The sequence below is a fragment of the Martinezella sp. CNPSo 3795 genome (assembly GCF_057784475.1).
The window spans coordinates 905,569-931,997 of sequence record NZ_JBXSOQ010000001.1 but is presented as its reverse complement, the minus strand read 5'-3'; the positions used below and the strand labels follow the sequence as shown (position 1 = coordinate 931,997).

At 61.1% G+C, this 26,429-nt stretch carries 23 protein-coding genes; 3 read left to right on the top strand and 20 right to left on the bottom strand.

Going from position 1 to position 26,429, the window contains the following annotated elements; all coding sequences use genetic code 11:
* Positions 1–113: 113 nt before the first annotated feature.
* The 20 genes from AC13QY_RS04295 to cydD form a co-directional block, all read right to left on the bottom strand.
* A complete protein-coding gene (locus AC13QY_RS04295; protein WP_145634128.1) occupies positions 114–1,745 on the bottom strand; it encodes an FGGY-family carbohydrate kinase in 1,632 nt (543 codons plus the stop codon).
* Complete coding sequence (locus AC13QY_RS04290; protein WP_113351196.1) at positions 1,745–2,473, bottom strand: SDR family oxidoreductase; 729 nt, start codon at positions 2,471–2,473, stop codon at positions 1,745–1,747. The genes AC13QY_RS04295 and AC13QY_RS04290 overlap by 1 nt, the downstream gene beginning before the upstream one ends.
* Before the next feature lie 25 nt (positions 2,474–2,498).
* Positions 2,499–3,749, bottom strand: a complete 1,251-nt coding sequence (locus tag AC13QY_RS04285; RefSeq protein ID WP_113332737.1) for a sugar ABC transporter permease — start codon at positions 3,747–3,749, stop codon at positions 2,499–2,501.
* Positions 3,746–4,567, bottom strand: coding sequence for an ATP-binding cassette domain-containing protein (locus tag AC13QY_RS04280; RefSeq protein ID WP_145634124.1), 822 nt, complete (start codon positions 4,565–4,567; stop codon positions 3,746–3,748). The genes AC13QY_RS04285 and AC13QY_RS04280 overlap by 4 nt, the downstream gene beginning before the upstream one ends.
* A gap of 86 nt (positions 4,568–4,653) precedes the next feature.
* Positions 4,654–5,739, bottom strand: a complete 1,086-nt coding sequence (locus AC13QY_RS04275) for an ABC transporter substrate-binding protein (RefSeq protein ID WP_112344940.1) — start codon at positions 5,737–5,739, stop codon at positions 4,654–4,656.
* A gap of 201 nt (positions 5,740–5,940) precedes the next feature.
* Complete coding sequence (locus AC13QY_RS04270) at positions 5,941–6,825, bottom strand: AraC family transcriptional regulator (RefSeq protein WP_113332739.1); 885 nt, start codon at positions 6,823–6,825, stop codon at positions 5,941–5,943.
* Between the two features lie 227 nt (positions 6,826–7,052).
* Positions 7,053–8,006 carry an ABC transporter ATP-binding protein gene (locus tag AC13QY_RS04265; RefSeq protein ID WP_113351092.1) on the bottom strand — a complete coding sequence of 318 codons (954 nt, stop codon included), beginning with the start codon at positions 8,004–8,006 and terminating at the stop codon, positions 7,053–7,055.
* Positions 8,007–9,026 (bottom strand): ABC transporter ATP-binding protein, encoded by a 1,020-nt coding sequence (locus tag AC13QY_RS04260; protein WP_371864936.1) that lies wholly within the window; start codon positions 9,024–9,026, stop codon positions 8,007–8,009.
* Positions 9,027–9,028: 2 nt separating this feature from the next.
* The gene (locus tag AC13QY_RS04255) at positions 9,029–9,943 is read right to left on the bottom strand and encodes a dihydrodipicolinate synthase family protein (protein WP_113351091.1); all 915 of its coding nucleotides are present in this window, start codon (positions 9,941–9,943) and stop codon (positions 9,029–9,031) included.
* Positions 9,944–9,963: 20 nt separating this feature from the next.
* On the bottom strand, positions 9,964–10,839 hold the full coding sequence (locus AC13QY_RS04250) for an ABC transporter permease (RefSeq protein ID WP_113351090.1): 876 nt from the start codon (positions 10,837–10,839) through the stop codon (positions 9,964–9,966).
* Between the two features lie 3 nt (positions 10,840–10,842).
* Complete coding sequence (locus AC13QY_RS04245; protein WP_113351194.1) at positions 10,843–11,802, bottom strand: ABC transporter permease; 960 nt, start codon at positions 11,800–11,802, stop codon at positions 10,843–10,845.
* Between the two features lie 57 nt (positions 11,803–11,859).
* Positions 11,860–13,392, bottom strand: a complete 1,533-nt coding sequence (locus AC13QY_RS04240; protein WP_371864946.1) for an ABC transporter substrate-binding protein — start codon at positions 13,390–13,392, stop codon at positions 11,860–11,862.
* 88 nt (positions 13,393–13,480) lie between these two features.
* Positions 13,481–14,191, bottom strand: a complete 711-nt coding sequence (locus AC13QY_RS04235; protein ID WP_113351088.1) for a FadR/GntR family transcriptional regulator — start codon at positions 14,189–14,191, stop codon at positions 13,481–13,483.
* A gap of 262 nt (positions 14,192–14,453) precedes the next feature.
* Positions 14,454–14,858 carry a DUF983 domain-containing protein gene (locus AC13QY_RS04230; protein ID WP_145634122.1) on the bottom strand — a complete coding sequence of 135 codons (405 nt, stop codon included), beginning with the start codon at positions 14,856–14,858 and terminating at the stop codon, positions 14,454–14,456.
* 197 nt (positions 14,859–15,055) lie between these two features.
* A complete protein-coding gene (locus AC13QY_RS04225) occupies positions 15,056–16,459 on the bottom strand; it encodes an aminotransferase-like domain-containing protein (protein WP_113351086.1) in 1,404 nt (467 codons plus the stop codon).
* A 332-nt stretch (positions 16,460–16,791) separates the two neighbouring features.
* Complete coding sequence (gene cydX / locus AC13QY_RS04220; protein ID WP_113390170.1) at positions 16,792–16,917, bottom strand: cytochrome bd-I oxidase subunit CydX; 126 nt, start codon at positions 16,915–16,917, stop codon at positions 16,792–16,794.
* Positions 16,918–16,935: 18 nt separating this feature from the next.
* Positions 16,936–18,090, bottom strand: a complete 1,155-nt coding sequence (gene cydB, locus AC13QY_RS04215; protein WP_269245581.1) for a cytochrome d ubiquinol oxidase subunit II — start codon at positions 18,088–18,090, stop codon at positions 16,936–16,938.
* Positions 18,091–18,096: 6 nt separating this feature from the next.
* Positions 18,097–19,692: a cytochrome ubiquinol oxidase subunit I gene (locus AC13QY_RS04210; RefSeq protein WP_145634118.1), complete on the bottom strand. Its 1,596-nt coding sequence runs from the start codon at positions 19,690–19,692 to the stop codon at positions 18,097–18,099.
* A gap of 79 nt (positions 19,693–19,771) precedes the next feature.
* Positions 19,772–21,463, bottom strand: coding sequence for a thiol reductant ABC exporter subunit CydC (cydC, locus tag AC13QY_RS04205; protein WP_145634115.1), 1,692 nt, complete (start codon positions 21,461–21,463; stop codon positions 19,772–19,774).
* Positions 21,460–23,109 (bottom strand): thiol reductant ABC exporter subunit CydD, encoded by a 1,650-nt coding sequence (gene cydD / locus AC13QY_RS04200; RefSeq protein ID WP_371864858.1) that lies wholly within the window; start codon positions 23,107–23,109, stop codon positions 21,460–21,462. The genes cydC and cydD overlap by 4 nt, the downstream gene beginning before the upstream one ends.
* Positions 23,110–23,934: 825 nt before the next feature.
* On the opposite strand from cydD, the gene AC13QY_RS04195 reads away from it, so the two are divergent.
* The 3 genes from AC13QY_RS04195 to AC13QY_RS04185 all read left to right on the top strand — a co-directional run bounded on the left by AC13QY_RS04195 (position 23,935) and on the right by AC13QY_RS04185 (position 26,406).
* Entirely contained in the window at positions 23,935–24,375 is a 441-nt protein-coding gene (locus AC13QY_RS04195; protein ID WP_113353735.1) for a universal stress protein, read from the top strand.
* A gap of 118 nt (positions 24,376–24,493) precedes the next feature.
* Complete coding sequence (locus AC13QY_RS04190; RefSeq protein ID WP_113353730.1) at positions 24,494–25,750, top strand: arsenic transporter; 1,257 nt, start codon at positions 24,494–24,496, stop codon at positions 25,748–25,750.
* Between the two features lie 56 nt (positions 25,751–25,806).
* Complete coding sequence (locus AC13QY_RS04185) at positions 25,807–26,406, top strand: TetR/AcrR family transcriptional regulator (RefSeq protein ID WP_113332378.1); 600 nt, start codon at positions 25,807–25,809, stop codon at positions 26,404–26,406.
* Positions 26,407–26,429: the final 23 nt, after the last annotated feature.

Sequence of the window (26,429 nt, the reverse complement as noted above, 5' to 3'; positions counted from 1 at the left end):
GCCGTGACGGCTCCGCTGCATGAGGGCAATCTAGCCTGCAATTGACAAAGCGGTAGAGGGCCATCGTCGTATAGACTTATGAATTGGAGCGATAAATGTCGTTCCCGCCAGACTTACGACGCCATCAAGGTGCGGATGCTGCGATCTGCCGATTGCAGCAGCGCGAAAGCTTCGTAACGCCGTTCATGCAACGCCCTGATGGTGCCATCCGCCGGCTCGAACCTCTTCGCCAGCCGTGACATGGCAGCCATCGCGTCCACGAGCGAACCGCAATGCCCGCCGGCCGTGGCGCCGAGCATGGCCGCACCGAGAAGAACAGGCTCCTCCGTATCGGCGACAGCGACCGGCCTGCCGGTCGTATCCGCCAAAAGCTGACGTACCAATCCGCTCTGGGCAGCCCCGCCGCTGGCGATGATGAGATCGCAGGCAATGCCGTCCTGAGCCAGCTTTTCGAGCAGCTGCTTGAGGCCATAGCCGATGCCGCAAAGGCCGGCGACATAGAGCGCGACAAGATCATCGATACCGGTTTCCAGTCCGAGGCCGGAGATGACGGCGCGAGCGTCGGGATCGGCATAGGGCGAACGATTGCCGAGGAATTCCGGCACGACTTGAATGGACAGCGCGAGCTTCACGGCGTCGGACGCATTCTTGACCGCCTTCATGGCCTGCCGGTCAAGCCAGGCGACGAGCGACAAGTCTTCCGCTTCGGCCCTGGCACGCGCCTCACCACTTGCCGGATGCATGGTAACGAGATGATCGATCGCCGCCCCTGCCGCAGATTGCCCGCCTTCGGTCAACCAGAGGCCAGGCACCATGGCAGAATAATAAGGTCCCCAAACGCCATCGACGAAGACAGCGTCATCACTCGACGCCATCGAACAGGCGGAGGTGCCGAAGATATAGGCGAGCCTGTGCCGGACATTGGCTTTGCCGTCCGCTCCCTGCCCGCCGAGCGTCCCGACGCCGCCCGCATGGGCATCGATCAGCGACGCGCCGACCGGCGTACCAACGATGAGGCCAAGATCGCCGGCGGCAGCGTCGTTCAAGCCGCCACCGAGTGCCGTACCCGGCTCGACGATCTCGGTGCCGATCCGCACAAAGCCTTCGTCGGCCAACTCACCAAGGCCGATATCCTTGAAATATTGCGCATCCCAGCGCTTCTCGTGGGCGAGATAGGTCCATTTGCATGTCACCGTGCACACGGATCTCTGCAGCGAGCCGGTCGCGCGCCAGGTCAGATAGTCGGCAAGATCGAAGAAATGATCCGTTGCCGCGAAGGATTGCGGCAGGTTTCGCTTCAGCCACAGGAGCTTCGGCGTCTCCATCTCGGGCGAGATCCGGCCGCCGACATAACGCAGCACGGCATGATTGCCTGAATTGATCTCCGCCGCCTCGCCGGCCGCACGATGATCCATCCAGACGATGATATTGCGATTGGCATAGCCCGATGGTCCGACAGCCACGGGTTGGCCATCCGCCTTGACGGCGACCAGTGAACAGGTTGCATCGAAGCCGATGCCCGAAACGTCACCGGCCGCTATCTTTGCCGTTGCAACAGCCTCTTTGACGCTGTCGCAGACGGCTCTCCATATCTGCTCGCTCGACTGCTCGACGATGCTGCCGGCCTCGTGCCAGATGGTAATCGGCCGCTTGGCGGCGGCGAGCAGATGGCCATGCGCATCGAAAACCCCGGCCCGGGCGCTGCCGGTGCCGACATCGATGCCGATGAAATAGGGTGCTGTCATCAGAGATCCGTACTCAAAGGCAGGATCACCAGATCCCGGATTACGATGTTCCGCGGCCTCGATAGCATGAAGAGCACCGCTTCCGCCACTTCCGTCGCCTCCATGAGGCCGCCCGCGGCAATCGCTTCGTCAAGCTTTGCCTGTGGCCAATCGCTGATCAGCGCCGTTACCACCGGCCCCGGCGCCACGGCGCCGACGCGGATACCATGCTTGGCGACCTGGCGCCGAACCGTGTGGGTGAAAGCCTGGATGGCATGTTTGGAGGCAGTGTAGATCGGCTCCCAGACCACCGGCACCAGACCGGCGATCGAGCTCGTCATCATGATATCGCCGGTCTTGCGCTCGATCATATGCGGCAACACCATGCGAACCGAGCGGAACGCCGCGTTGATATTCAGATCCAGCATCCGGTCCCAGGAATCGGGATCGCCTTCCGCCACCTCGCCGCCGATATAGGCGCCGGCATTGGCATGGAAGATATCAAGCTTACCGAACTTGCCAAGAATCTGCGGCATCATCGCCGCTACGCTCTCGGGGTTCAGAAGATCGACGACGACGGGAAAGGCGTTCGGCCCCAATTCGGCGCAAAGGCTTTTCAGGCTGTCTTCGGCCCGGTCGACGAGGGCGACGCTGGCGCCCTCTTTCAATAGCGATTTGGCGCATTCCAGGCCAATTCCAGAGGCAGCCCCGGTGATGGCGGCGACCTTGCCGGCAAAATCCTGTCTCATAACAATCCTTACCTTCTTGAAGAAATCAGCCGCGCCCATGCGAGGCGCGGGAACGACGGGCGAGCGAGTCGACGATGACGGCAATGGCAAGAACTGCGCCTGTGATCATGTAGCGAAGCGCCGACGACAGATCGAGCATGGTGAGGCCGCTGGCGATCGACTGGATGACGATGATGCCGAGCAGGGCCGAATAGGCGCTGCCGCGGCCGCCGAAGAGGCTGGTGCCGCCGATGACGGCCGCCGCAATCGCATTCAGATTGACGTCGCCTGTACCCGCCTGCTGGCTGGCCGAGGCGAGACGTGCCGCCGCTAGCACGCCGCCAAGCGCCGCAAACATGGCGCAAAGCACGAAGGCGCTGGTATAGATCCTGCGTACGTTGATACCGGCGCGGCGCGCTGCCTCGCGATTGCCGCCGACGGCGGACATCGACCGGCCCCATTGCGTGCGCGTCAACGCGTAGTCCATGACGATAACAAGCACCACGAACAAGGCAAACATCCAGGGAACGCCACGATCCTGATTGAGGTAGAAGGCGACGAACTCTAGGGCCACGGTGATGACAGCCGCCTTCGCCAGCAGGCCGCCGACGGAGGGCGCGGAGAGGTTCGCCTGCCTGCGTCGCCGCACAGTGCCCAAGCCGGTCGCCAGCAGAACCACACCCGGAATAAGCGCGAAGAGATACGCAAGCGGTCGAGGAATGACGAGGAGCTGGCCGAAATTTACGATCGCCGAGCCATAGGGCAGATTGATCGAGCCGGTGGCGCCAAGCAGATAGAGCTGCATGCCGAGTACGGCGAGAAGACCTGCCAATGTGGCAACGAAGCTCGGCATGCCCAAGCGGTTGAACAGTACGGCATAGATCACGCCAATCACACCGCCGACGACCAGCGCCGCCAGGATCGCCAACGCCACCGGCCAGCCCTCATTGACCCAGAGCATGCCGACCATGGCCGAGGCGAAGCCGCTGATCGAGCCGACCGAAAGGTCGATCTCGCCAACCATCAGCACACAGACGATGCCCAGCGAAATGATGCCGACGGTCGAAGCATCGAACAGCAAATTGGCGAGGTTGTTGCTGGAAAGGAAGGTCGGGTTGAGCGTGCCGAACACCGTCCAGATGATGACGAGGCCGACGACGACGGGCAACGAGCCCAAGTCGCCGGAGCGCACCTTGTCGATGGAGGAGCGAATAGTCGCGCCAAGCCCGGTATCATGGTTGACGCGGACATCGCTGCGGTCGAGCAGCATGGTCGATTGCTTGCTGTCCTGGCTCATGGCTGGCCCCCTTCCCTCAATTCCTGCTGGGCCTGACGCCGCCCTGCGCGTCGCGACACGGCGTTTTCCGTGGCTCCGGTGATGGCGCTGACGAGTTCCTGGTTCGAGGCATCTGGATAGAAGATGCCGTTGTTGCGCCCGAGGCGTAGCACGACGATTCGGTCGGCAACGGCGCGCACATCCTCCATATTGTGACTGATCATGATGACGCCGAGCCCCTTGTCGCGGACGCGTTCGATGAGGTTCAGCACTTCGGCGGTTTGTGCGACGCCGAGTGCTGCGGTGGGCTCGTCGAGCATGATGAGTTTCGGCTCAAGCAGCAGCGAACGGGCGATCGCCACCGTCTGCCGCTGACCGCCGGAAAGCGAGGCGATGGGGATGCGCACGCTCGGGATGCGCGCCGCGAGCTCATTCAGCAGCGTCCAGGCGCGAACCTCCATGGCGGTTTCGTCGAGCTTCATCGGGCTCAGTTCCCGGCCGAGAAAGATGTTGGCGACGACATCGAGGTTTTCGCAAAGGGCGAGATCCTGAAAGACCGTGGCGATGCCGAGATCGAGCGCGGTTGCGGGGTCACTGAGCGTGACCTGCTTGCCGCGGAATGTAATCGTGCCTGAACTCGGCTGATGGACGCCGGCCAGAACCTTAACGAGCGTCGATTTGCCCGCGCCGTTGTCGCCGACCAGCGCCACGACTTCGCCGGCATGCACATCGAGGTTGATATCCGTCAGTGCCGAGACGGCGCCGAAGTGTTTGGAGATCCCTTTGAGGCTGAGCACCAGCTCGCCGTCCGGGGCTCTATGATCGGAAGCGTCACTCATGACTCGCCACCTTCTCGGGTTGAAATGCTATCGGATGCGTTTTGCCTCCGGCCGCCGAAGCAGCCGGAGACTGGGAGGAGCAGATCTCAGCTGCCGATACCGAGCTTCTTGCAGCCATCGGCATAGCGGTCGTTGCAGAGCTGTTCCGGCGTCTGGATCGGCTTGCCGTTGACCGTCTTGTCGATGATCTCGGCCTTCAGATTTTCGGACGTGACCAGGGCCGGCGTGAAGAGCTTGGTCGGTGTGTCGAAGAGCTTCGTGTCGGCCTTCGGCGTCTCGCCGGAGAGCAGCTCGATCGCAACATTGGCGGCAGCAGCCGCCACGATCTCGCTCGGCTTGGAGATCGTATTATACTGATCGCCCGAAATGATGAGCTGCAGGCCAGCGATGGTCGCATCATTGCCTGTGACCGGCGGCACTGGATCGTAGCCGGCGGCCTTGAAGGCAGCGACGGCTGCGCCACCGGTGCCGTCATTGGCGGCGACGACACCGAGGATCTTCTTGCCGAAGCGGGTGATTTGGCCACTTGCCCATTGCTGCGCCTTCGGCGGTGCCCATTCCGGCGTGTCGAATTCGGCCAGCACCGGATAGCCGCCGTCGGCCAGACCGGCATGGATGCCCTTCTTGATCAGGCCGGCAGCAGCATCGGTCGGCGAGCCGTTGATCTCGAGAAGGCCGCCATCGCCCGCCTTCACGCCCTTCGCCTTCAGATGATCGACCAGCGATTTGGCGATCATCTTGCCGATCTCTTCGTTGTTGAAGGACACGTAGTAGTCGGCGGCCGCCGACGGGATGGGCCGGTCATAGGCGATGACGCGCACGCCCTGGCTCTGCGCGAGCTTCACCAATGAGGCGGCGGCCGTCGAGTCCACCGGGTCGAGCACGATAGCCTTCGCACCCTGCGAGATCGCCGAATTGAACTGCTGCTGCTGACGCGAGGCATCGCCATTGGCGTTCTGGTAGATGACCTTGCAGCCGGCGCAGAGCTTCTTCATCTCGGCCTGGAAACCAGGGAAATCATGCTCTTCATAGCGCGTCGAGCTCTGGTCGGGCATCAGGAAGGCGACGGTCGCGTCCGTGACTTTGGCCGACTGCGCGAAGGCGGAAGTGCCGGCCAGAAGACCGACCGCAAGCGCGGTTATGCCGGCGATTTTCAGTGCGAAATGGTTCATTGGAATTTCTCCGTTCCAAATGGTAATGGTTTCCCTCGATCATCGCGGCTGTCCGCACGCGATGCTCTTGTTGATGCGTCGCCGAAGGCGATCTCAGACCGACGCGGCGGTAATTTTGGACAAGCCTTCTCCTTCAGACGGCAGAGATGCCAACCCGTTCGCTCGCCCTGAATTTGTCTCTCCTCCCTGTCCTCCCTTGTGTTAGGCGGCCTCCACCGCGCGTGCGTGCTGTGCCAAGAGCGACCTGAACCGGGAGGGCGCCATGCCCTTCTGATCCAGAAAACGCCGATTGAAGTTCGAGATATTGTTGAAGCCTGCCGCAAAGCAGATATCGGTGATCGTCATCTCGGCCTTGCTCATGAGCAGATGGCAGGCGAAGTTGATACGCAGACGATTGACGTACTGAACCAGCGCCATGCCGGTATGGCGGCGAAAGCTGCGCGAAAAGGCGCTCGGGCTCTGGCCGGTCAATTCGGCCAGATCACACTCGCTGAACGGCTCGGTGAGGTGCGCATTGATGTAAGCCAGCGCCTGATTGACGCCCGCCGACATGAAGCCGGATGGGTCCGGCTGATAGCCGGCGCTGGCGAGCGTACGCGTGCCCTCGGCACAGCTCATCGCATCGAGAATATTCATGAAGAGTTCGATGCGGCGGATACCGGTTGCTTCCACCAGTTCGCCGAGGATCGGACCGACGATGGCCGCCGTTTCAGGCGTAAAGAGCGCACCGCGGCGGCTCGTCTCAAGAATACCGGCGCAGGCCGACAGTTCCGGAAAAACCTTGCTGGCATCGGCGAAGAAGGATTCGGAAAATTGCAGGACGCGGCAGCGCAGCGGCAGGGTGACACCGGCAGGCACGTCGCTCACCCAATTATGCGGGAGGTTCGGTCCTGTCAGCACTAGATTGCCGGGCTCGAACTCGCCGATAAAGTCGCCGATAAAATATTGACCCGTTGTCGCGACGACATGATGGATTTCGTATTCGGGATGGAAATGCCAACGCACCGTGCGGTAGGGATAGCCGTGCTCCCACGCTTTGAAGGATTCTCCGCTGCCGATCGCGACCACTTCCAAATCGGGATTCATCGGCAAACCTCCTTTCGTCCGTCCGCATTCGTTACGGCTACGGCGCCTCCTCCCAGAGGCCATCGCGTCTTCTATGTGGTAAATCTACCTCTCATAGGCGCCTGCCGCTACTACGCCTTGTACGCCCAACCGATACTTTTTTGACATCAAGGGTGGCCCGTTTGGTCAAATGTGCAGTGCGACATAGCAAGCCGCGTCGCGAGATCCGTATCAGCCTGAAAGCGGGATCAATCGAGATCGTCGCGAATACATGCCTTGAACTGCCCCGGCGCAATCTCCCGCAATTGCGGAACCGTCGTCGCGCAGGCCTCGAGCACGAAGGGACAGCGCGTGCGGAAGACGCAGCCACTCGGCGGATTTGCCGGGCTCGGAATATCGCCCTTCAGGATTTGCCGGTCGCGTCTACTGTCCGGGTCCGGTGAGGGAATGGCCGAGAGCAGCGCGCGGGTATAGGGGTGGCGTGGCCGGGCATACAGATCAGCGCTTGCAGCAATCTCCATGATCCGCCCGAGATAAAGCACAATGACGCGATCACAGAGATATTCGACCACCGCAAGATCATGAGAGATGAACAGCATGGTAAGCGCGAGACGCTGCTGTAGGCCGCGCAGCAGATTGATGACCTGCGCCTGAATGGAGACATCCAGTGCCGAAACGGGTTCGTCGGCGACCAGAAATTCCGGCCCGAGCGCAAGTGCGCGCGCAATACCGATCCGCTGGCGCTGGCCGCCTGAGAATTCATGGGCATAGCGATTGATCGCGTCCGCCGGCAAATCCACCTGTTCGAGCGCCGCGCGTGCCCGATCCAGCCGATCCATACGGCTGCCGATACGCTGGATCTTCAGCCCCTCGATCAGGATCTCGCCGATGGTCATGCGCGGCGACAGGCTGGCGAAGGGATCCTGAAAAATATACTGCATGCGCGGTCGCATGCGCCTCAGATCGCCGGCGCCGAGCATGGTCATTTCCGTGCCGTCGAAGCGCACGCTGCCGGCCGATGGCTCGATCAATCGCAGGATGGACCTGCCGATCGTCGTCTTGCCGCTGCCGGACTCTCCCACGAGCCCCACCACTTCGCCTTTTCCGATATCGAAGGAGATATCGCGAAGTATGGAAAGCCTTGCGCCGCGGGACACATAATTCTTGGCAAGATCGCGAACGGAGACAAGCGCTTCGGTCATCTAAATCTCCCGCCAGCGGATGCAGCGGCTCGCATGGCTTGCATCGACAGCATCGAGAGGCGGCACCGCCGCGCCGCAAGCCTGGATCGCGTGGGCGCAACGCGGCGCGAAAGCGCAGCCGGATGGCATTCGCGTCAGGCTCGGCACGACACCGGGAATAGCGTATAGCGGCTCGCCTGCCTGCCGCATCCGTGTCGCCTCGCCGAGCCGCGGCATGGAGGCCAAAAGGCCGCGCGTATAGGGATGCCTCGGATTGCGGAACACTGTTTCCGTCGGCCCTTCCTCGACAATCCGGCCGGCATACATGACGGCGACGCGATCGGCGATCTCTGCCACCACGCCGAGATTATGCGTGACGAAGAGGATCGCCATGCCGCGCTCCCGCTGCAGCCGCTGCAGGAGATCGAGGATCTGCGCCTGTATTGTGACGTCGAGCGCCGTCGTCGGCTCGTCAGCGATCAGCAGCACCGGATCGCAGGCAAGCGCCATGGCAATGGTCGCGCGCTGCCGCATGCCGCCGGATAGTTCATGCGGATATTGCCTGACGCGGCGTTGCGCATCGGGAATTCCGACGCTTTCCAACAGCGCGATCGCCTCACGCATCGCGGTAGCACGATCTGCCCGCCGATGAATGCGGATCGGCTCGGCAATCTGATCGCCGATTGTCAGCACTGGATTGAGGCTCGACATCGGCTCCTGGAATACCATGCCGATAGCGCCGCCGCGGATCTCACGCATATGGCTGTCGTCCAGCGTGGCGAGATCGCTGACGACGCCTTGCCTGTCCCGCAACCGAATGCTGCCAGCTGCGACCTTCCCGACATTGCGCGTCAGAAGCCGCATCACGGAAAGGCTCGTCACCGACTTGCCCGAACCGGACTCGCCGACCAGCGCCAGCGTCTCGCCCGCGTCGATGGTCAGGTCGATATCTCTGACAGCGGTCAACTCGCCGCCGCGGGTGCGGAAGACGGTCCTGAGCCCTCTGATATCGAGAACGGGTTGGGCAGCCGGCGCTATCATACCTACAGCAGCCCCGTATTCTTCAGGATCGCATCGATCCTGGCCGTTTCCTCCGCATTCAGTGCCGCGCGCGGGCGGGGCATGACAGCGGTATCGATGATGCCGAGGCTTTTCATCGCTGCCTTGAAGGCCCCGATGCCGGCGGCACCGCCGCTGACGCGGCCCTGCGCGACCCAGACGATCTCGAACAGGCGGCAAAGCCTTTCCTGCTCGCGCCGCGCCGCGGCCCAGTCGCCGCGCTGCGCGGCATCCCATAGCCGCACATAGCCATGTGGATCGACATTGGCGATACCGGGCACCACGCCATGCGCGCCCATCAGAAGCGCATTGTCGACGACGATTTCGGAGCCGGTCATCAGGAAGATATCCTTGTGATCGGCAAGATCGAGCAGCGCATAGCGGAAATTGCCGTCGTCGCCGCTGGAATCCTTTAGCCCGATGATGGTCCCTTCCTTGGCGAGTGTCACCACCGTCTGGCGCTGCAGCTTCACATGCACGCAGACCGGGATGTCATAGGCGACGAGCGGTACATCGACAGAATCTCTTATGCAGCGGAAGTGATCCAATATCTCTGACTGGCTGGTCACCGTATAGAACGGAGCGGTGACGACGACGGCGTCGGCGCCGGCCGCCTTGGCGATTTTCGAATGAGCGATCACGCGGTCTGTCGTGGGGTCGATGACACCGACCAGCAGCGGCACCCGCCCGTTCACGACCTTGGCGGAATGCTCGATGATCTCCCGCCGTGTCTTTTCGTCGTGGAAGACGACCTCGCTGGTGGAGCCCAGCACGAAGACGCCGTGGCAGCCGCCATCGATCAGATGCTCCAGCACCCTAGTATAGGATGCGTAATCCACAGTGAAATCGTCGTTCAGCGGCGTTACAACGGGAGGCACCACACCCTTGAATTTACTCATCGTCTCTTTCTTTCCTGGGTTCAATGAAGCTCGGCGCGCGGATCGAAGGCATCCCTCAGCCCGTCGCCGATGAAATTGATGGCAAGGACGGCAAGCACCAGAGCTGCGCCGGGAAACAGCCATTGCCACGGATATTGTTCGAGAACGGCTGTGGAGCGGGCCGCATTCAGCATATTGCCCCAGCTCGCCGCGGGCGGCGCAATGCCGAGACCGAGAAAGGAAAGCCCAGCCTCCAAGAGGATTGCATTGGCGACCTGCGTCGTGGCGTAGACAACCAGAATATCGATGCAGTTCGGCATGCCGTGGCGCAGCAGCAGGTGCGGCAGCCCTGCCCCCATGCCGCGCGCAGCGGTGACGAAATCGCGTTCGCGCAGTTCCAGCAGCCTGGAACGCACCATACGGGCCAGCAGCGGCCAGGAGAGCAGCGATATGACTGCTATCGTCGGCAAGATGCCCGTGCCGGTGATGGAGGCCAGCACCAGCAGGAAGATCACCGGCGGCAAGGTCATGACCAGATCGACGAAGCGCATGCTGAGCGCATCCGCCCAGCGGCCGGCAAAGGCAGACACGAAGCCGAACAGAAAACCGATGATGGCCGAAATGACGGTGGAACCTGCCGCGACCATCAGCGATATACGGCCGCCTTCGAGCGCTCTGGCAAAGACATCGCGCCCGACGCCGTCCGTTCCAAACCAGTGCGTCGCACTGGGCGGCGCGTTCATGGCCAGGAGATCGATGTCGTTGGGCTGGAATCGCCACCATAGCGGATAGGTGACGATCAGCAGCAGCAGCGGTACGGCAACGCAGACGCCGAAAAGGGCCGCCCCGTTCAGCCGGAAGCGATCGAATGCTCGGGCAAGTGGCCCATGGCTTGGTCGTTCGGTTCGCGCCAGCATCGCTCAGCCCACCTTGATGCGGGGATCGATCACTGCGTAGGCGAGATCGGTCAGCAGGTTGACGATGATGACGCAGGCGCCGATGACGAGCGTCGCCCCCATGATGACGGGATAATCGCGCGACGTGACCGCATCGACGAGAAGCAGGCCCATGCCCGGCCAGTTGAAGACACTTTCGACGAAGATCGCACCGCCGATGGCAAGACCTATGGTCGAGCCGATGACGGTTACGACAGGCAGGAGCGCATTGCGCAGGGCATGCTTGACGATAACCCAGAATTCGAACACGCCCTTGGCCCGCGCGGTGCGCACATAATCCTGATTGAGGACCTCCAGCAGCGAAGCGCGCATATAGCGCATGATGAGCGCGGCTTGCGCGATCGCCAGAAGCGAAGCCGGCAGGATAAGATGCCAAAGCAGGTCGCCGATGGAAAAGTCCTCGCCGGGCGTCAGCATGCCGCCCGAGGGCAGCCAGCCGAGACGCACCGCAAAAATATAAAGACCAAGAAGCGCGCTCAGAAAGGCAGGGCTCGATATGCCGGCAAGCGCCAGCACGGAGAGCGAGATATCCGTGACTGAATTGCGCCTGACGGCACCGATGACGCCTGCAGCAATGCCGGCGACGATCGCCATGATCAGGGCCGAGCCCATCAGCAGCACCGTCGGACCGATGCGAGACAGAACCAGCGTCAGAACAGGCTGATCCAGCCGCTTGACGGAATAGCCGAGATTGCCTTGCAGAGCCTGCTGCAACCAGCCGACATATTGCAGCGGCAGCGGCCGATCCAGCCCGAGGCGCTCACGCAAATCGGCCATCGCAGCGGGAGATAAAGGCGTGCTCGGGTCGATATAGGCATCGATCGGATCGCCCGGCGTCAACCGCAGCAACACAAAGACCAGTATGCTCAAGGCGACGAGCATGCCGATGCCGATTACAAGACGCCTGAGACCATAGTGCAGCATATCGAACCTGCGTTTCGCGGAATGCGCCAGCCACCGAGCCTGCAGCCGGCTCAAAACCTAGTTTGAGAGCTTCCACGCTTCCGGATGCGCGATGTATGGCCCGCCGCCCGGCGCCGGTGTCCAGATGAAATCCTTCACCTTGGACGAAACCACGCCATAGCGGTTCGCCACCCACATGGTCGCCCAGGGCAGATCCTTGTTCATGACCTTGCAGACATCCTGGTAGCGCTGATCACGCTTGCCGGCGTCCGTCTCGGCAATCGCCGCATCTAGCGCCTTGGTCAGATCGGGCATGCGTGCGCGCACCACATTGGCGCCCGCCGGCGGGATCTGCTTTTCGTTGAGCCCGGTGTTGATGTTGCTCGGATCGGGTCCGTTCTGAAGGCCCGCATAGACAAGCTGGAATTGCGATGCGTCGGCATTTGGGTTCAGCACGATGCCATTATACGTCGGCGCGTCGACGGCGCGCGGCACGACATTGATGCCGACCTGCGCCAGCATGGCCTGCATGGCCGCCAATACGTTCGTTGCAAGCGGCGTGTTATAATAGGTCAGCAAGGTGATCGGTTTGCTGCCGTTGATCTTGTCCCAGCCGGCCTCGTCGAGCAATTGTTTGGCTTTGGCCGGATCGTAGGGATAGGCTTCGATGCCGTCCGGAACCAACTGATTGGCGACATAAGCGCAATTGGCGGGCTTTGCCGCTCCGTCATAGAGGCTCTTGATGATCGCATCGCGATTGATGGCGTACATGACGGCCTGCCGGACGCGAAGATCCTTCCACAGTGGCGAATCCTGGTTGAAACCAAGATAATTGACGACGAAGGAATCGCCCTCGATGATCTTGAAGGACTTGTCGTCCTTGAAGGTCGGCACATCGTTGGAATCGACATAGGTGAACTGGATCTCGCCTGCCCGCAGCGCCGAGATCGCTGCCGCCGGATTGGCGAAATAGCGGTTGATCAGCCGATCGAGAACGGGTTTGCCGCCGCGATAGTCGGGATTGGCTGTCAGCTCGACATATTGATCCTGCACATATTTGACGAACTTGAACGGCCCCGTCCCAATCGGCGAGGTCGACCACCAAGTGCTCTTCGCAAGCTGATCGACGGGCACGGCGGCAAGCGCATGCTCAGGCAGCACCATGATCTTGGCCAGCGTATCAAGCAGGCTCGCGGAAGGCGCGAAAAGCTTGATGACAAGCGTATGGTCGTCCGGCGTCTCGACGAATGACAGGAGTTTAAAACGGGCGGCAAAGATCGAGCCGGTCTTGGCATTGGCCGCAAGATCGACGGTGAATTTGGCGTCCTTGGCCGTAAAAGGCTTGCCGTCATGCCACTTGGTATCGGCAAGCTTGAACGTATAGGTCAACTGATCCGGGCTCACCTCATAGGAGGACGCAAGCACACCGACGATCTTCTGCAGCTTTTCATCGTAGCTGACCAGCGGCTCAAAGTAGGTGCTGAGCCAGGTGAGACCGGCGGTTGCCGCCAGCGGATTGAAGTTGCCCTGGAAGCCGCCTGGGCCGACATCGAAGCCCCCGGACATGGTAGCGGCGGCGGCAGGTACTGCTAGGCCACCCAAGACGGGCATCGCAGTGGCCGATAGCAAAGCTGCCAACGCGATTGCAGGCAGATGAAAAGCTTTCCTCATGATGATCCTCCTCTCGTGGTTGCGATCGCTACTTCTTCTTGTTGTTGGCGATCACCTGCGAAATTCCCTCGTAATGACGGTCGAGGCGCATGCGCACCTCCTTGAGATTTCTGGATTCCAGCGCATCGACGATTGCCTCATGGTCACGCCAGGTGGCCATGGGATCGACATCGTCCAGATCGAAGAAGCGGGACGCTTTGTAGAAGGCAAGCCAGAAGACATCGATCAGCCGAACGAAGGTCTCGTTGCCCTGGCAGCGAAACAGCAGGCGATGAAAGAGCTGATCGTCTTCGGCAAAAGGTTCGCCGCGTTCGGCGTGAGCGCGCATGCGGTCGGTCGTGGCACGCAGTTCCACCAGGTCCTCCGGCCCGATCATGTCGAGCGTCTTGCCGATCAGGCCCACTTCGAGCGTGCGGCGGATTTCCAGCACTTCCTCCATATGCCGCAGCGCATCGCCGAGCCCGTAGGCGAGATTGTCGAGCAGCGGCGCGAAGGAGAATGCCTTGACGAATATGCCGATGCCGCGGCGCGTTTCCAATACACCGAGAGATTCCAGCGCCTTTATGCCTTCGCGTAGAGAGTTGCGGCTGACACCCAATTGCGCCGCGAGCTCGCCCTCCGCCGGCAGCATCGTGCCCGCCTCGAGACCGTTATCGGCAATATAGCTGCGCAAACTCTCCTGCACGGAGACATGCAGCAAGGGTGCGCGCGTCAAAGGCTGAATGACTTTTCCCACCATGACACCCAAGCTCCTCGGGACATGGCGTGCAACTTATTGACTTGTAGGATATCCGTCAAGTGGACAGGAAAATTGAAATCAAGCAACATCCATCGTCGTCCAATTTGATATCCGGAGGCTTCGGAAACGCAGGCGACGAAAAGGGTCGAGCCATGCCATGCCGAGAAAATCAGTCCGAGAAAGTCGGTTTGGCGATCTTCTTCTGATCGCCTCGTAGCCATCCGTTGCAAACTTTGCTCTGGTTCTCTAGCGACAGCAGGCCTCAATTTGTTGCGTGAGGCCCGTCCGCCTGCGGCAGACGAACAAGCTTGCCTTCCTCGGCCTTGTAGAAGTACTGACTCGCAATCAGCCATCCCTTCAACGGTCGCAATGGCGGAATGCAGGTCGCCAGCATGAAGGGGCCAGTCACCAGAAACTGCACCCACACTGGCGCCGAGAACGCCACCTCCAGCCAGACACCGAGAAGGACGCTCGGGATGCAGGCAAAGCAGATGACAAAGAAAGCCGGCCCATCGGCGGGATCTGCGAAGGAATAGTCGAGACCACACGCTTCGCATTGCTTGCGAAGGGTCAAGAATCCATCGAACAAACGCCCTTGCCCGCAACGCGGGCAACGACAACGAAGGCCGGCCTGCAGCGGGCTCAGCGGGGGATAATCGGCATCCATGACAGCATCACTCCTGAATCAATCTTCCAAGGGAAGGCAATCAATAATCATATTGCATGCATTCATTCTAAATATAATGAATGCATTCTATACGTCCATTCGGCAGAATGACGCAGTGGCAATTTCGGCAAATGAAGAGAATAGGCGCGGTAAGGAGCCTGCGCCGCTCCCATCAATAGCGATGTTGCGCCAGAAGACTAGAAAAAGGAGGCGGCCAATTCCGGCGGCCCCTGCAGCGCATGCGCCATGAAACTCAAGGCACCCTTCAAGGCCTCGCGGCCTATTGGGCCACCGAGACAAACGCGCACGGCCTCAGGTGCCACGCCGTCTACCGTGAATGCGTCGCTTGCAACAACGCCGATACCTGCATTGCGCATATGGCTGCCGAAGGTGGCACGCGTCCAGCCGTTACCCAGCGGCAGCCAGATGTTAAAGCTGATGGGGTCAGCCCGATAGCTGCCTGATGGCAATGTGTCAGCGACCATCTCCTGGCGGGCGGCGGCCTCCGTACGAATGAAACGCAGAATACCATCGGCAGTGCCATCTTCGATCCAGCGCGTCGCAAGCGCCATGTTGAGCGGCGACGCCATGACATTGTTGCTTCGCATCGCACTCACGAAGGGCCATATCGACCGGGTATCCGGCGCCACGACGAAGGCCAAACGCAACCCCGCACCGATGCACTTTGCCAATCCACCGATATGCCAGGTCAGATCCGGGGCGATTGCAGCCATTGGCGCTGGCGCATCCAGCGGAATGAAGCCATAGGCATCGTCCTCGATGATCGGCACACGATATTTGCGGGCAATTGCGGCAATCGCTTCGCGCCGCGCCTGCGGAATCGTCAGCGTCGTCGGATTTTGCAGTGTCGGGTTGAGGTAAAGCGCCTTCGGTCGCAGGCGCTCGCAGCTGTCTTCAAAAGCTTCCGGCAAGACACCTTCCTCATCCATCGCCAGGCCCGAGAGATTGAGCCGGAGCTGCGCCGCAATCGAACGCATGCCGGGATAGGTAATATTTTCCGAGAGAACGGTTTCGCCTGGCTTGGCCAAGAGGCCAAAGATCGCCAGCAAGGCCGGGTGCGCGCCGGGTGTTATGAAGATGCGCTCCTGTGTCGGGGTGAGGCCCCGGCGGCTGAGCCAGATTGCGGCGGCCTCCTTGTCCACAGCCAGGCCGCCAAATCCCTGATACCGCAGCAAGGGAATAAGATCGACCGCTACGGCCGACATGCCCTCCTGCATGCGGGCCAGAAGATCCGGATCGCTCGGTTCCGGCGGGAGATTCATCGAAAAATCGATCGCGGAGGCACGACGCGGATCGGAAGCGGCGTCGAGAGCAAAACTTCGGCGCTCCCTCTCCTGCCTGCCAGTCACGAACGTCCCGCGTCCGACATGGGAATCCACAAGCCCACGCTTCTGCGCCTCGACATAGCCGCGCGCAACGGTCGTAAAATCGATGCTGAGACGCTTGGCAAGCGCGCGTTGCGGCGGCAACCTGTCCCCGGCGGCAAGAACGCCGCTGCGCAAATCCATCTCGATCAAGTCGGCTATGGCAATGTAGCGGGGGCTGGAGGAGCGGCTGAGATCGGGATGCCAGTCTTTCATTTCATGCTCCGCACGAGACCAGACCTGAGCTGAAACTCCGGCCGGCATTGATGGCATATCATTGCATACAATTCCCGCTATGTGGAGCTATCTACCGCATTTTTCATCTCTAAGAAAACCAAATATCCCAATATTTTCGAGCCATGAATGCCTTGAACCAGCCGATACTCCCGTAATTGACGGCATGACAAAGCTGTTTGACCAACTCGGCAGTCATAAACCCAGGAACCTATATCCCGGTTATCGCCATTCGCTCTTGCGAGCGCGGCACGCCGGTTTTGGTCCGGCGTGCCGATCATATGGCAAAGTTCCATCAAGGATGGGACGCTCGCTCATTTTTCCTGAGTGAGCGCGGCTTTCGCTTTCGCTTGATCATCCACCAGTTCGTACCACATGGCGTTGAGGACAGCGAATGCTGCGGCCAGAGGGAAGCCGAGAAGCCAGGCAAAATACCACATGCGAAATCTCCTTGCAGATCAGTAGGCGTGGCCGCCCTTATCGTTCACCGTCGCCTCGTCAACCTTGCCCCACAGCACGCGATAAACCCATGCGGTGTAGGCAAGCACGCTCGGCAGAAAGATGACGGCGACGACGAGCATGATGAAGAGCGTCAGATGACTGGACGAAGCGTCCCAGACCGTGAGGCTGGAGCGCGGATCAAGTGAGGACGGCAAGATGAAGGGAAACATCGAGACGCCGACGGTTGAGATGATGCCGAAGATGGCAAGCTTGCTGAACAGCAGCACGGTCACTTCACGCCGCCCGAGCATGGCAAGCAAGGCCACTGCCGCACCCAGGAAACCGAGAGCCGGCGCGATCATCATCCATGGATGGCTGCCATAATTGGCAAGCCATGCGCCCGCGCTGTGTTCGACCGTCTTCAGAAGCGGATTGGATGGGCCTTCGACATCGATTGCACTGGCGATGCGATAGCCGTCTATGCCGATCCAAAGGAACAGGCCGCCGAGCGCGAAGAGCACGATCACAACCAGAGCCGCCACCGTGCCGAACCGACGCGCGCGTTCGGCGACAACTCCATCTGTCTTGACGAGAAGCCAGGCGGCGCCGTGCATGACGAGCATGGCAACCGACAGCAGACCACAGAGGAGTGCATATGGATTCAGAAGCGCGAAGAAGGAGCCTTCGTAGAAGATGCGCATATCGTCGTCGAACCGGAACGGCACGCCCTGCAGCACGTTACCGACCGCTACGCCGAAGATCAGCGATGGAACGAAACCGCCAACGAACAAGGCCCAGTCCCAGCCCGCCTTCCAGCCGGCGCTATCGCGCTTGGAACGGTATTTGAACGCAACCGGCCGCAGGATCAGCGCCAACAGGATGGCGAACATGGCGAGGTAGAAGCCGGAGAAGGACACGGCATAGAGCGGTGGCCAGGCGGCGAAGATGGCGCCGCCGCCAAGGATCAGCCAGACCTGATTTCCCTCCCAAGTCGCGCCGATCGAATTGATGGCGATGCGTCGCTCCGTATCCGTCTTTGCGACGAAGGGAAGGAGCGTGCCGACGCCGAGGTCGAAGCCGTCGGTGACGGCAAAACCGATCAAAAGCACGCCGAGAAGCAGCCACCAGATGATGCGCAGGGTCTCATAATCGATCAATTCATGCAGGATCATGGCAGGTCACTCCGCAGCCGGAACGAGGTTTTCGGAAATCAGCTTGGCCTCCGGCTCGTCATCCGCTTCGGGGCCATTGCGGATCGCCTTGATCATCAGCATCATCTCGATGACGATGAGGATGGTGTAGAGCGCGGCAAAACCGAGGATGGTGAGAAGCACGGTGCCGGCGCCAAGATTGGAGACGGCCGCCGCCGTCGGCAGCACGCCTTCGATGATCCATGGCTGACGGCCGAATTCCGCAACGACCCAGCCAAGCTCGATGGCGACCCAGGGCAGCGGAATGGCGAAGACCGCGATCCTCAGCAGCAGCGGATAGCGATCCAGTTTCCGGCGAGCCGAGAGCAAGAAGAAGACCGTCATCAGCAGGATGAAGAACATCCCAAGGCCGACCATGATGCGGAATGACCAGAAGAGCGTCGGCACATTCGGAATGGTGTCGCGAGCCGCTTGCGCAATCTGCTCCTCCGTCGCCTGGCGAGGATCGTCGACATAGCGCTTGAGCAGCAGAGCATAACCGAGCTCGTGGCCGATATCCTCGAAGGAGGTGCGCGCAGTGGCAACATCCTGCGAGACTTCGCCGGGCGTTGCCGGCTTGGCTGCGCGGATCTTCATCAGCGCGTCATAAGCCTTGATACCCTCCCGAATATGGTCCTTGGCCTGTTCCTCGAGCTTGTCGATGCCAGGGATTTCCGTCGTCAGCGACCGCGTCCCGATCAGGCCCATGGCCCAGGGAATGTGAATGGCATAATGGGTCTCGCGGGCCTCCTGATCTGGGAAGCCGAAAGCGGTGAAGGCGGCCGGCGCCGGTTCGGTCTTCCACATGGCTTCGATTGCCGCGAGCTTCATCTTCTGATGTTCGGTCGTCAGATAGCCGCTTTCATCGCCAAGCACGACGACCGAAAGCGCCGAAGCCAGGCCGAAGGATGCGGCAACCGTCATTGAACGCTTCGCGAGCTCGACGCTGCGGCCTTTCAGGAGATACCAGGCAGAAACGCCGAGCACGAAGACCGAGGCACAGACATAGCCCGCCGAGACGGTGTGAACGAACTTTGCCTGCGCCACCGGATTGAAGACGACATCGAAGAAACTGACGATCTCCATGCGCATGGTCTGCGGGTTCAGCGCCGAGCCTGCCGGGTTCTGCATCCAGCCATTGGCGATCAGGATCCACAGCGCCGAGAAATTCGATCCCAGCGCCACCGCCCAGGTCGCGACCAGGTGGCCGACCTTGGAGAGCTTGTCCCAGCCGAAAAAGAACAGGCCAACGAAAGTTGCCTCGAGGAAGAAGGCCATCAATCCTTCGATCGCCAGCGGCGCGCCGAAAATGTCGCCGACATAATAGCTGTAGTAGCTCCAGTTCATGCCGAACTGGAATTCCATCACGATGCCGGTGGCGACACCGAGCACGAAGTTGATGCCGAAGAGCGTCCCCCAGAACTTCGTCATTTGCCGCCAGATCTGGCGGCCGGTCATAACATAGGTCGTCTCCATGATGGCAAGCAGCACGGAAAGGCCGAGCGTCAACGGCACGAACAGAAAGTGATACAGCGCCGTCATGGCGAACTGCAGGCGCGACAGCGCCACGATATCGAGTTCCATAGTCTTTCTCCCACCCCCTACGGTGTGTCTGACAGGAATGCGGCGTCATTCGACACGCCGCGGGCATGTTGGTTGCCCCTCAGTCCGGCCGCAGCCGATCGAGAAGCATTTCGAATTCCGGCGTGCCGCGCACAGCCATGGCGACGATGCGGCCGTCGTTCAGAGCGACGATCCGATCTGCCAAGGCAGCCTCACGACGAATATGTGTAGCAATGACGAGACTGCGCCCATCGGCCACCGAGGCCAGCCGAGCAAGCACGGCACGGGCCGTTGCGGCATCGAGGCCTTCCGTCGGCTCATCGAGAAGCCAGAGCGGCGTATCGCGCAACAGGAGCCTTGCGAGCGCCAGCCGGCGAAGCTGGCCGCCGGAGAGGCCGCTGCCGCCTTCGCCGAGGTGCGTGGAAAGGCCATGAGGGAGTGCATCGATGTCGTCGACCAAGCCGGCGGTTGCGAGAGCATCGCGCAGCCGTTCGTCGTTCGCATGAGGCGCTGCCAGCTTCAGGTTGCCTCGCACCGTGTCTCGAAACACGTCGCTGCGCTGCGTTAGCGTCGCAGCAGCTTGACAAGCCACCGCGCCGCTCGTCGCAGCGATCTCGCCTGCCAGCAGGGCCAGCAATGTCGACTTGCCGACGCCGCTTTCACCCACGACCGCCAGCCGCTCGCCGACCGGCAGCGACAGAGACAGATCGTTCAGGACCGGGCTAAGAGCTCCCCCGTGTCCGGCGGCGGCGGCGCTGAGCTGAAAGGCGTAGCCGGCAACCGGTTCAACCCGCGGCATGGAAGCGGCGGCCGAGTTCAATCGAGGTGCAATGCGCCTTGCAGCCAGCAGGGTTCGTCCGAGTTCGAGCGCCCCTCGTCTAAGAGCCGCAAAAGGTTCCGTGGCAGCGAAGGCGATGAGCAGCGCGAAGGCTGCGGCAGGCGCACCAATCGCGCCCTGCTTGGCAAAGAGGGCAACCACAAGCAGTGTCATCGTCAACAGGAATGTCGAGCCAAGTGAAAAGCCGGCTGCGACGCCACTGTCGATCCTATTCAAGGCGCTGTCAGCCTTCGCCAATCGCTGATCCGCTTCGACGATCGCCGCCTGTTGTGCCTGCAGCTGTGCAGCCATCGCCAGATCGGTCTGACCGGCGACAAGATCGACAACCCGAGCACGCAACGCTTCCATCGCGTGGGCGCGGCGACGTCCTGGCTTCAGCGCCAGACGCGCCGCGACAATAGAAAGACCAAGACAGAGCGCGACAAGCCAAAGCCCCGCCATGGCGCCGAACGATGGACCGATGAAACAGAGCGCTATCGTTACCGCAATAGCGGCAAGAATGGCGACAACGGCCGGCACAAGCACGCGCAGATAGAGGGAATCGAGCGCATCGACATCATTCGTCAGGCGGAACAACAGCTTTGCCGGCCGGCGGATCATGACCGCAGCCGCGGAAGGCTCCGCCCAGCCGCGAAACAACCTCTCGCGCAAGGCGGCAAGAACCCTGAGGGTCGCATCATGCGTGACAAGCCGCTCGCCGTATCGGGCAGCCGTCCGGCCGATGGCGAGCAGGCGTATGCCGGCTGACGGCATAAACACGTCGAAAACCGCGGCACTCGCGACCGTCATGCCTGCAAAGGCCGAGGCGGTGATGAACCAGCCGGACAACCCCAGCAACCCACCGCCGGCAAGCATGGCCAGCGCGGACAAGCCTGCGCCGAGAGCGAGGCGCGCGCCACGCTCGACCCAGAACAGCTTGACCAACGGCAGGAGGATCTTGAGGGACGTCCTCATGCCGTTACCCTCCGCGCCCGCTCATCGAGCCGGACGATGCGATCCATTCGCGCGGCAAGCACGGGATCGTGCGTGGCGACGATCAGGATGCGGCTCTTGGCGAGCGCGAGCAGGGTATCCGTGACTGCGGCCGCAGTCCGCGCGTCAAGATGGGCTGTTGGCTCGTCCGCCAGGATGATATCGGCTCGCTCATCAACCATCATCCGCGCAAGCATCAGCCTCAGCGCCTCGCCGCCGGAAAGACCGAGCCCTCCCTCGCCGACCGCAGCTATCCGCTCCGAGGTAAAGACCCGATCGAGAGCCGCACCTTCCAGAGCCGAAGCAACGGCGGGAGCATCGATACCACCGCGCCCCAAGGCAATATTGCGCATGACGCTGCCCGCAAAGATATGAGGCGATTGCCCGATCCACGCCATTCGATGCCGCAATGCATCTGCGGTATCGTCACGCAGCGGGATGCCGCCGATCCTGATGACGCCGCCCTCGTGTCGCGCAAGGCCAGCAATCAGCGACAGAAGTGTGGTCTTGCCCGAGCCGCTGGCACCCCAGAGTGCCACATGCTCCCCGGCCCCGATGGAGAGATCGAAATGATCGATTGCGGCGTCTCGTCCCGGCGTATGGCGGAAGACCAGCGCTTCGATCTCGACGGAGGCTTGGCTTGTCGGCGTGGACGATTGCAATTCGGCGCCGCCGAGAATGGTTTGGCGCGATGGTGCCAGCTCTTTCAATGCCGAAAGTGCTGCCTCGCCATCGGCGCGATCGTGCCAAACGGCTGACAGCTCCCGCAACGGCTCGAAGAACGCAGGCGCGAGCAGCAGAATGAAGAGGCCCTGTGTCAATGTGAGACGACCATCCCAGGTCCCGATTTCAATCGAGCCCAAAAGGCTGAAGCCGACATAAACGGCCGTCGCAGCAACGCCGAGCGCGGCGAAGAATTCGAGCACCGCCGAAGACAGAAATGCGATCCTCAACACAGCCATGGTACGCAGCCGCAATGAGTCCGCATCGGCGCGCAGGCGCCCGGCCGTGAGGTCGACGGCATCGAGCGCGCGAATGGTCGCGAGGCCGCGAAGACGATCGAGCAGGAAGGCATTGATGCCGCCGGTTTCGGCGAGCTGCCTCTCGCTGGCGGCCTTGGCGCGCCAGCCGATCAACGCCATGAAAATCGGAATGAGCGGCGCGCAAAGCGTGAGGATCAGCGCCGCCAGCCAGGAAATCGGCAGGATACAGAGGAGCATGACCAGCGGCACCAGGCTTGCTCTCATGCGGATCGGACGGAAGCGCGCGAGATAAGGAACGACCGCTTCCGCCTGCTCGCCCAGCACACTTGCCGCCAAACCGGAGGCCGGCCTGCCGCTGTCGAGGGGGGAACATGCCGCAAGAGCTGCAGTTGCCGCCGCACGCTGCGCGCTCAGTTCCCGGCGCGCAGCGACAAATGCGAGGCGCCCGCCCACCGCATCCAGGAATGCCCGCAGGACGCCGATACCCGCAACTACGGCGGCCGGAACCGCGACCTCGCCGACACCGCCACCATCGCTGATCGCGCCGACACCTACAGCAAGCATCGCCGCCTGACCGATCCATCCGAGAGAAGACAGGCAGAGCAGCACCGATGCAAGGCGGAGGCCAGGACACTTTGCGGCCATCGGCTCACTCGCCGCCTTGTCGTTAATCGAACTCTGCGACGCAGGGTTCGCAACCTTGCGTCTTTCCAACATTCCATCGGTGGCGGAGGAGGCTGTCACGTGAGCCCGTCCTTTCCAGTCAGTGTCATCGAGGAGGGTTCGCGGACCAATAAAGATCGAATGAACTGCATTGCAGACCATCAATCTTTCGTCGAACCCAGAACGCACTTGCCGCAATCGACGATATCGGAGCCCCAATATGACTGGCTTTCTGCCTCTTGTCAGCGACAAGAATAGCAGCACCCGTCTCGCCGATGGGTTGATCTCATGGCAAGCTGTTCGCGACATGGTTCTAAGATAATTTGTGCACTGCGCAAAAGCGTGCAGGATGTCGCAGGGCTTCGCCACAGCCATGTCAGATTGACGCAGAAGCCCATGATATTTCTAGATTGTTGCGATAGCGGCACTCCATCGTCCGGCGGCTAAACTGTTTGCAATGCAGCAATTTTCCCGATTCTGACGTCTATTTCGGGAAGCGCGAATCCACGGCCGCTCGCTATGCGATCGGAGATGAAAACCGCGACCATTTGACCTCTATTGCGCTAAACTTCACGCCAGGCTGGCGAATCACCTGCTCGAAAGGACTGCGCCGACTGCGAGACGAGCAGTCATCGGCCGAGGGCCCACAGATATGTATGGTTTGCATCATGCCGGCAACGAGACTTGACGGATGCTCTCATTATCGATGTGCTGGGTACGCGTTTGCTTGTCCGGGCAAGTTTAACCGGAAAGATTGCAAGCGAGGCCGAAGAACTGCTTCCGGCCGGGACGTTTTGGGAGAATGCAATGTACGACAAGATCATTTGCGCAATTGGGCTGGGCTCGCGCGAGCGCGCCGAACGCCTGTTGCGGACGTCTCAGGCACTTTTATCTCCAGGCGGCGAATTGACCGTCGCGCATGTTATCGAGCGTTTTCCCTCCGGACGCGAAAGCCCGGACGATTGGGCTGTTTCGGTGATCACGGAGGCTGAGGAAAAGCTCGATGCTCTGTGCAGGCGTCTCGGCATTACCGCCTCCGTCGACGTACGCATGGGCACGGCATCGAAGACGCTGCTGACCGTCGCCAAGGAGAAGAAGGCCGACCTGATCATTCTTGCGACGCATACCTCCGATATTATCGATCGCATCTTCGGTTCGACGGTCGAATATGTCATCCGCCATGCGGAATGTTCCGTCCTTGTCGAGCGAGCTGACAAATCGCATGACGATATAGCAAGGAAGGCATAGCGCTCTCTTAGAGCGGTCCATCATGCCGGATTCTATCGAAACATGGCGTGGTTACGGTTTGCGCGGCTCGGCAGGGATGCTACATAGCCGCTCCGACCTCAAATCCAAGACGAGCTGAATGACCGAATCCGCCATAACCTGGAGCATCGCCGGCCTGACGGCCCTCGGTGTTGTCACACGCCCATTCCGATGGCCGGAAGCGATCTGGGCGGTGCTCGGCGCAGCACTTCTCGTTACGCTGCGGCTCATCGGCCCAAGCGATGTATGGACAGGCATTTCCAAAGGGTTTGATGTCTATCTCTTCCTGATCGGCATGATGCTGTTGTCGGAGCTCGCACGGCGCGAAGGGCTCTTCGATTGGGTGGCGGCGATCGCCACTTCGCATGCCAGGGGCTCTCCCCGCCGGCTGTTCGTGCTCGTCTATGTCGTCGGCGTGGTCGTGACGGTATTCCTGTCGAACGACGCAACCGCCGTTGTGCTTACGCCGGCCGTTTACGCAGCCTGCCGTGCGGCGCGTGTGAAGGACCCCATGCCATATCTGCTGGTCTGCGCCTTCATCGCCAATGCCGCGAGCTTCGTGCTGCCGATCTCCAATCCGGCCAATCTGGTCATCTTCGCCGGCGGGGAGATGCCACCCCTGTCGCGCTGGATGCAGACCTTCCTGCTGCCATCAATCGTCTCGATCATCGTCACCTTCGCCTGCCTCTATTGGACGCAGCGGCATGCATTGGCGGAAGACACGATCGCCCGCGATGTCGGACAACCCGCCCTTTCCCACAGCGCCAAGCTGGCAGGATGGGGTCTCGTGGTCACCGCCCTCATTCTGATCGCGGCGTCGGCGATGAATTTCGATCTCGGCATCCCGACATTTGTCGCGGGCCTGCTTACGACCGTCATCGTTCTCGCCCTCACCCGGCAAAATCCGCTGGAAACGGTTCGTGGCATAAGCTGGAGCGTGATACCTCTGGTTGCGGGCCTTTTCGTGATCGTCGAGGCAGTTAATCACACGGGCCTCACCGCTCTTCTCTCTGAAAAGCTGGCACTTCTGGCGGCTCAGTCGCAGACACAGGCGGTCGGGGCTGCCGGGCTTTCCGTTGCCATCGTCTCCAACCTCGTCAACAATCTGCCGGCCGGTCTTTTCGCCGGTAGCGCCGTGCAGGCCGCCCATGTTCCTGATTCCATTGCCGGCGCGGTGCTGATCGGCGTCGATCTTGGACCCAACCTCTCCGTCACCGGGTCGCTCGCCACCATCCTCTGGCTTGCCGCTCTTCGCCGCGAAGGGCTCCACATGGGAGCACTGGCTTTCCTGAGGATCGGCGCTCTCGTGATGTTTCCGGCTTTGATCCTCTCGCTTGCGGCCCTCGCACTGATCTGACCGCGAACAACATCGGGTTTATAGACGACCGGTCGATTATTTGTTACGGACCGCTCATGATGACGAAGAAGAAATCAGAGCTGACTCGGAGCCATATTCTCGCAATCGGGCGGGAACTGGTGCTGCGCAAGGGTTTCGGAGGCGTAGGCCTGAAGGAGCTGCTCGAACAGAGCGCCGTGCCGAAAGGCTCATTCTATTATTATTTCGCATCCAAGGAGGCCTTCGGCTGCGCCCTGCTAAAGCAATATTGCTCCGATTATGCCGAGCGGCTCGACGCGCTCTTCGGCTGGAAGGGCAATGGCCGCCAACGCCTGATGCACTATTGGGATGCCTGGCTTTCCGATGGCAATACCAGCCTCGCCGATCGGTGCCTGGTGGTAAAGCTTGCTGCCGAGATCTCCGATCTCTCAGACAACATGCGCGTGATCCTGCTCGGCGGTGTCGAGGATCTCATTCGCCGCCTCACCAAAACAATCACCGAGGGGCGCGAGGACGGTTCGATTTCACCATCCTGCATCCCGGAAAAGACGGCTCGTTCGCTCTATAGCCTTTGGCTCGGGGCAGCGATCCTCGCCAAGCTCGGAAAAGACAGGACACCGCTCGACCAGGCCATGCTTGCCACCGAACAAGCCCTTTCGGCCCCCGGCAGCCTTTGATCCAAAGCAGGACCAGCATGTCA

Coding starts and splice junctions, on each gene's coding strand:
- AC13QY_RS04185 (WP_113332378.1), top strand. CDS start 25,807: ATGATGACGAAGAAGAAATCAGAGCTGACTCGGAGCCATATTCTCGCA.
- cydB (WP_269245581.1), bottom strand. CDS start 18,090: ATGATCCTGCATGAATTGATCGATTATGAGACCCTGCGCATCATCTGG.
- AC13QY_RS04230 (WP_145634122.1), bottom strand. CDS start 14,858: ATGGATGCCGATTATCCCCCGCTGAGCCCGCTGCAGGCCGGCCTTCGT.
- AC13QY_RS04275 (WP_112344940.1), bottom strand. CDS start 5,739: ATGAACCATTTCGCACTGAAAATCGCCGGCATAACCGCGCTTGCGGTC.
- AC13QY_RS04250 (WP_113351090.1), bottom strand. CDS start 10,839: ATGCTGGCGCGAACCGAACGACCAAGCCATGGGCCACTTGCCCGAGCA.
- cydC (WP_145634115.1), bottom strand. CDS start 21,463: ATGAGGACGTCCCTCAAGATCCTCCTGCCGTTGGTCAAGCTGTTCTGG.
- AC13QY_RS04260 (WP_371864936.1), bottom strand. CDS start 9,026: ATGATAGCGCCGGCTGCCCAACCCGTTCTCGATATCAGAGGGCTCAGG.
- AC13QY_RS04255 (WP_113351091.1), bottom strand. CDS start 9,943: ATGAGTAAATTCAAGGGTGTGGTGCCTCCCGTTGTAACGCCGCTGAAC.
- AC13QY_RS04190 (WP_113353730.1), top strand. CDS start 24,494: ATGACCGAATCCGCCATAACCTGGAGCATCGCCGGCCTGACGGCCCTC.
- cydX (WP_113390170.1), bottom strand. CDS start 16,917: ATGTGGTATTTTGCCTGGCTTCTCGGCTTCCCTCTGGCCGCAGCATTC.
- AC13QY_RS04245 (WP_113351194.1), bottom strand. CDS start 11,802: ATGCTGCACTATGGTCTCAGGCGTCTTGTAATCGGCATCGGCATGCTC.
- cydD (WP_371864858.1), bottom strand. CDS start 23,109: ATGGCCGCAAAGTGTCCTGGCCTCCGCCTTGCATCGGTGCTGCTCTGC.
- AC13QY_RS04195 (WP_113353735.1), top strand. CDS start 23,935: ATGTACGACAAGATCATTTGCGCAATTGGGCTGGGCTCGCGCGAGCGC.
- AC13QY_RS04270 (WP_113332739.1), bottom strand. CDS start 6,825: ATGAATCCCGATTTGGAAGTGGTCGCGATCGGCAGCGGAGAATCCTTC.
- AC13QY_RS04295 (WP_145634128.1), bottom strand. CDS start 1,745: ATGACAGCACCCTATTTCATCGGCATCGATGTCGGCACCGGCAGCGCC.
- AC13QY_RS04225 (WP_113351086.1), bottom strand. CDS start 16,459: ATGAAAGACTGGCATCCCGATCTCAGCCGCTCCTCCAGCCCCCGCTAC.
- AC13QY_RS04235 (WP_113351088.1), bottom strand. CDS start 14,191: ATGGTGGGAAAAGTCATTCAGCCTTTGACGCGCGCACCCTTGCTGCAT.
- AC13QY_RS04240 (WP_371864946.1), bottom strand. CDS start 13,392: ATGCCCGTCTTGGGTGGCCTAGCAGTACCTGCCGCCGCCGCTACCATG.
- AC13QY_RS04290 (WP_113351196.1), bottom strand. CDS start 2,473: ATGAGACAGGATTTTGCCGGCAAGGTCGCCGCCATCACCGGGGCTGCC.
- AC13QY_RS04280 (WP_145634124.1), bottom strand. CDS start 4,567: ATGAGTGACGCTTCCGATCATAGAGCCCCGGACGGCGAGCTGGTGCTC.
- AC13QY_RS04210 (WP_145634118.1), bottom strand. CDS start 19,692: ATGGAACTCGATATCGTGGCGCTGTCGCGCCTGCAGTTCGCCATGACG.
- AC13QY_RS04265 (WP_113351092.1), bottom strand. CDS start 8,006: ATGACCGAAGCGCTTGTCTCCGTTCGCGATCTTGCCAAGAATTATGTG.
- AC13QY_RS04285 (WP_113332737.1), bottom strand. CDS start 3,749: ATGAGCCAGGACAGCAAGCAATCGACCATGCTGCTCGACCGCAGCGAT.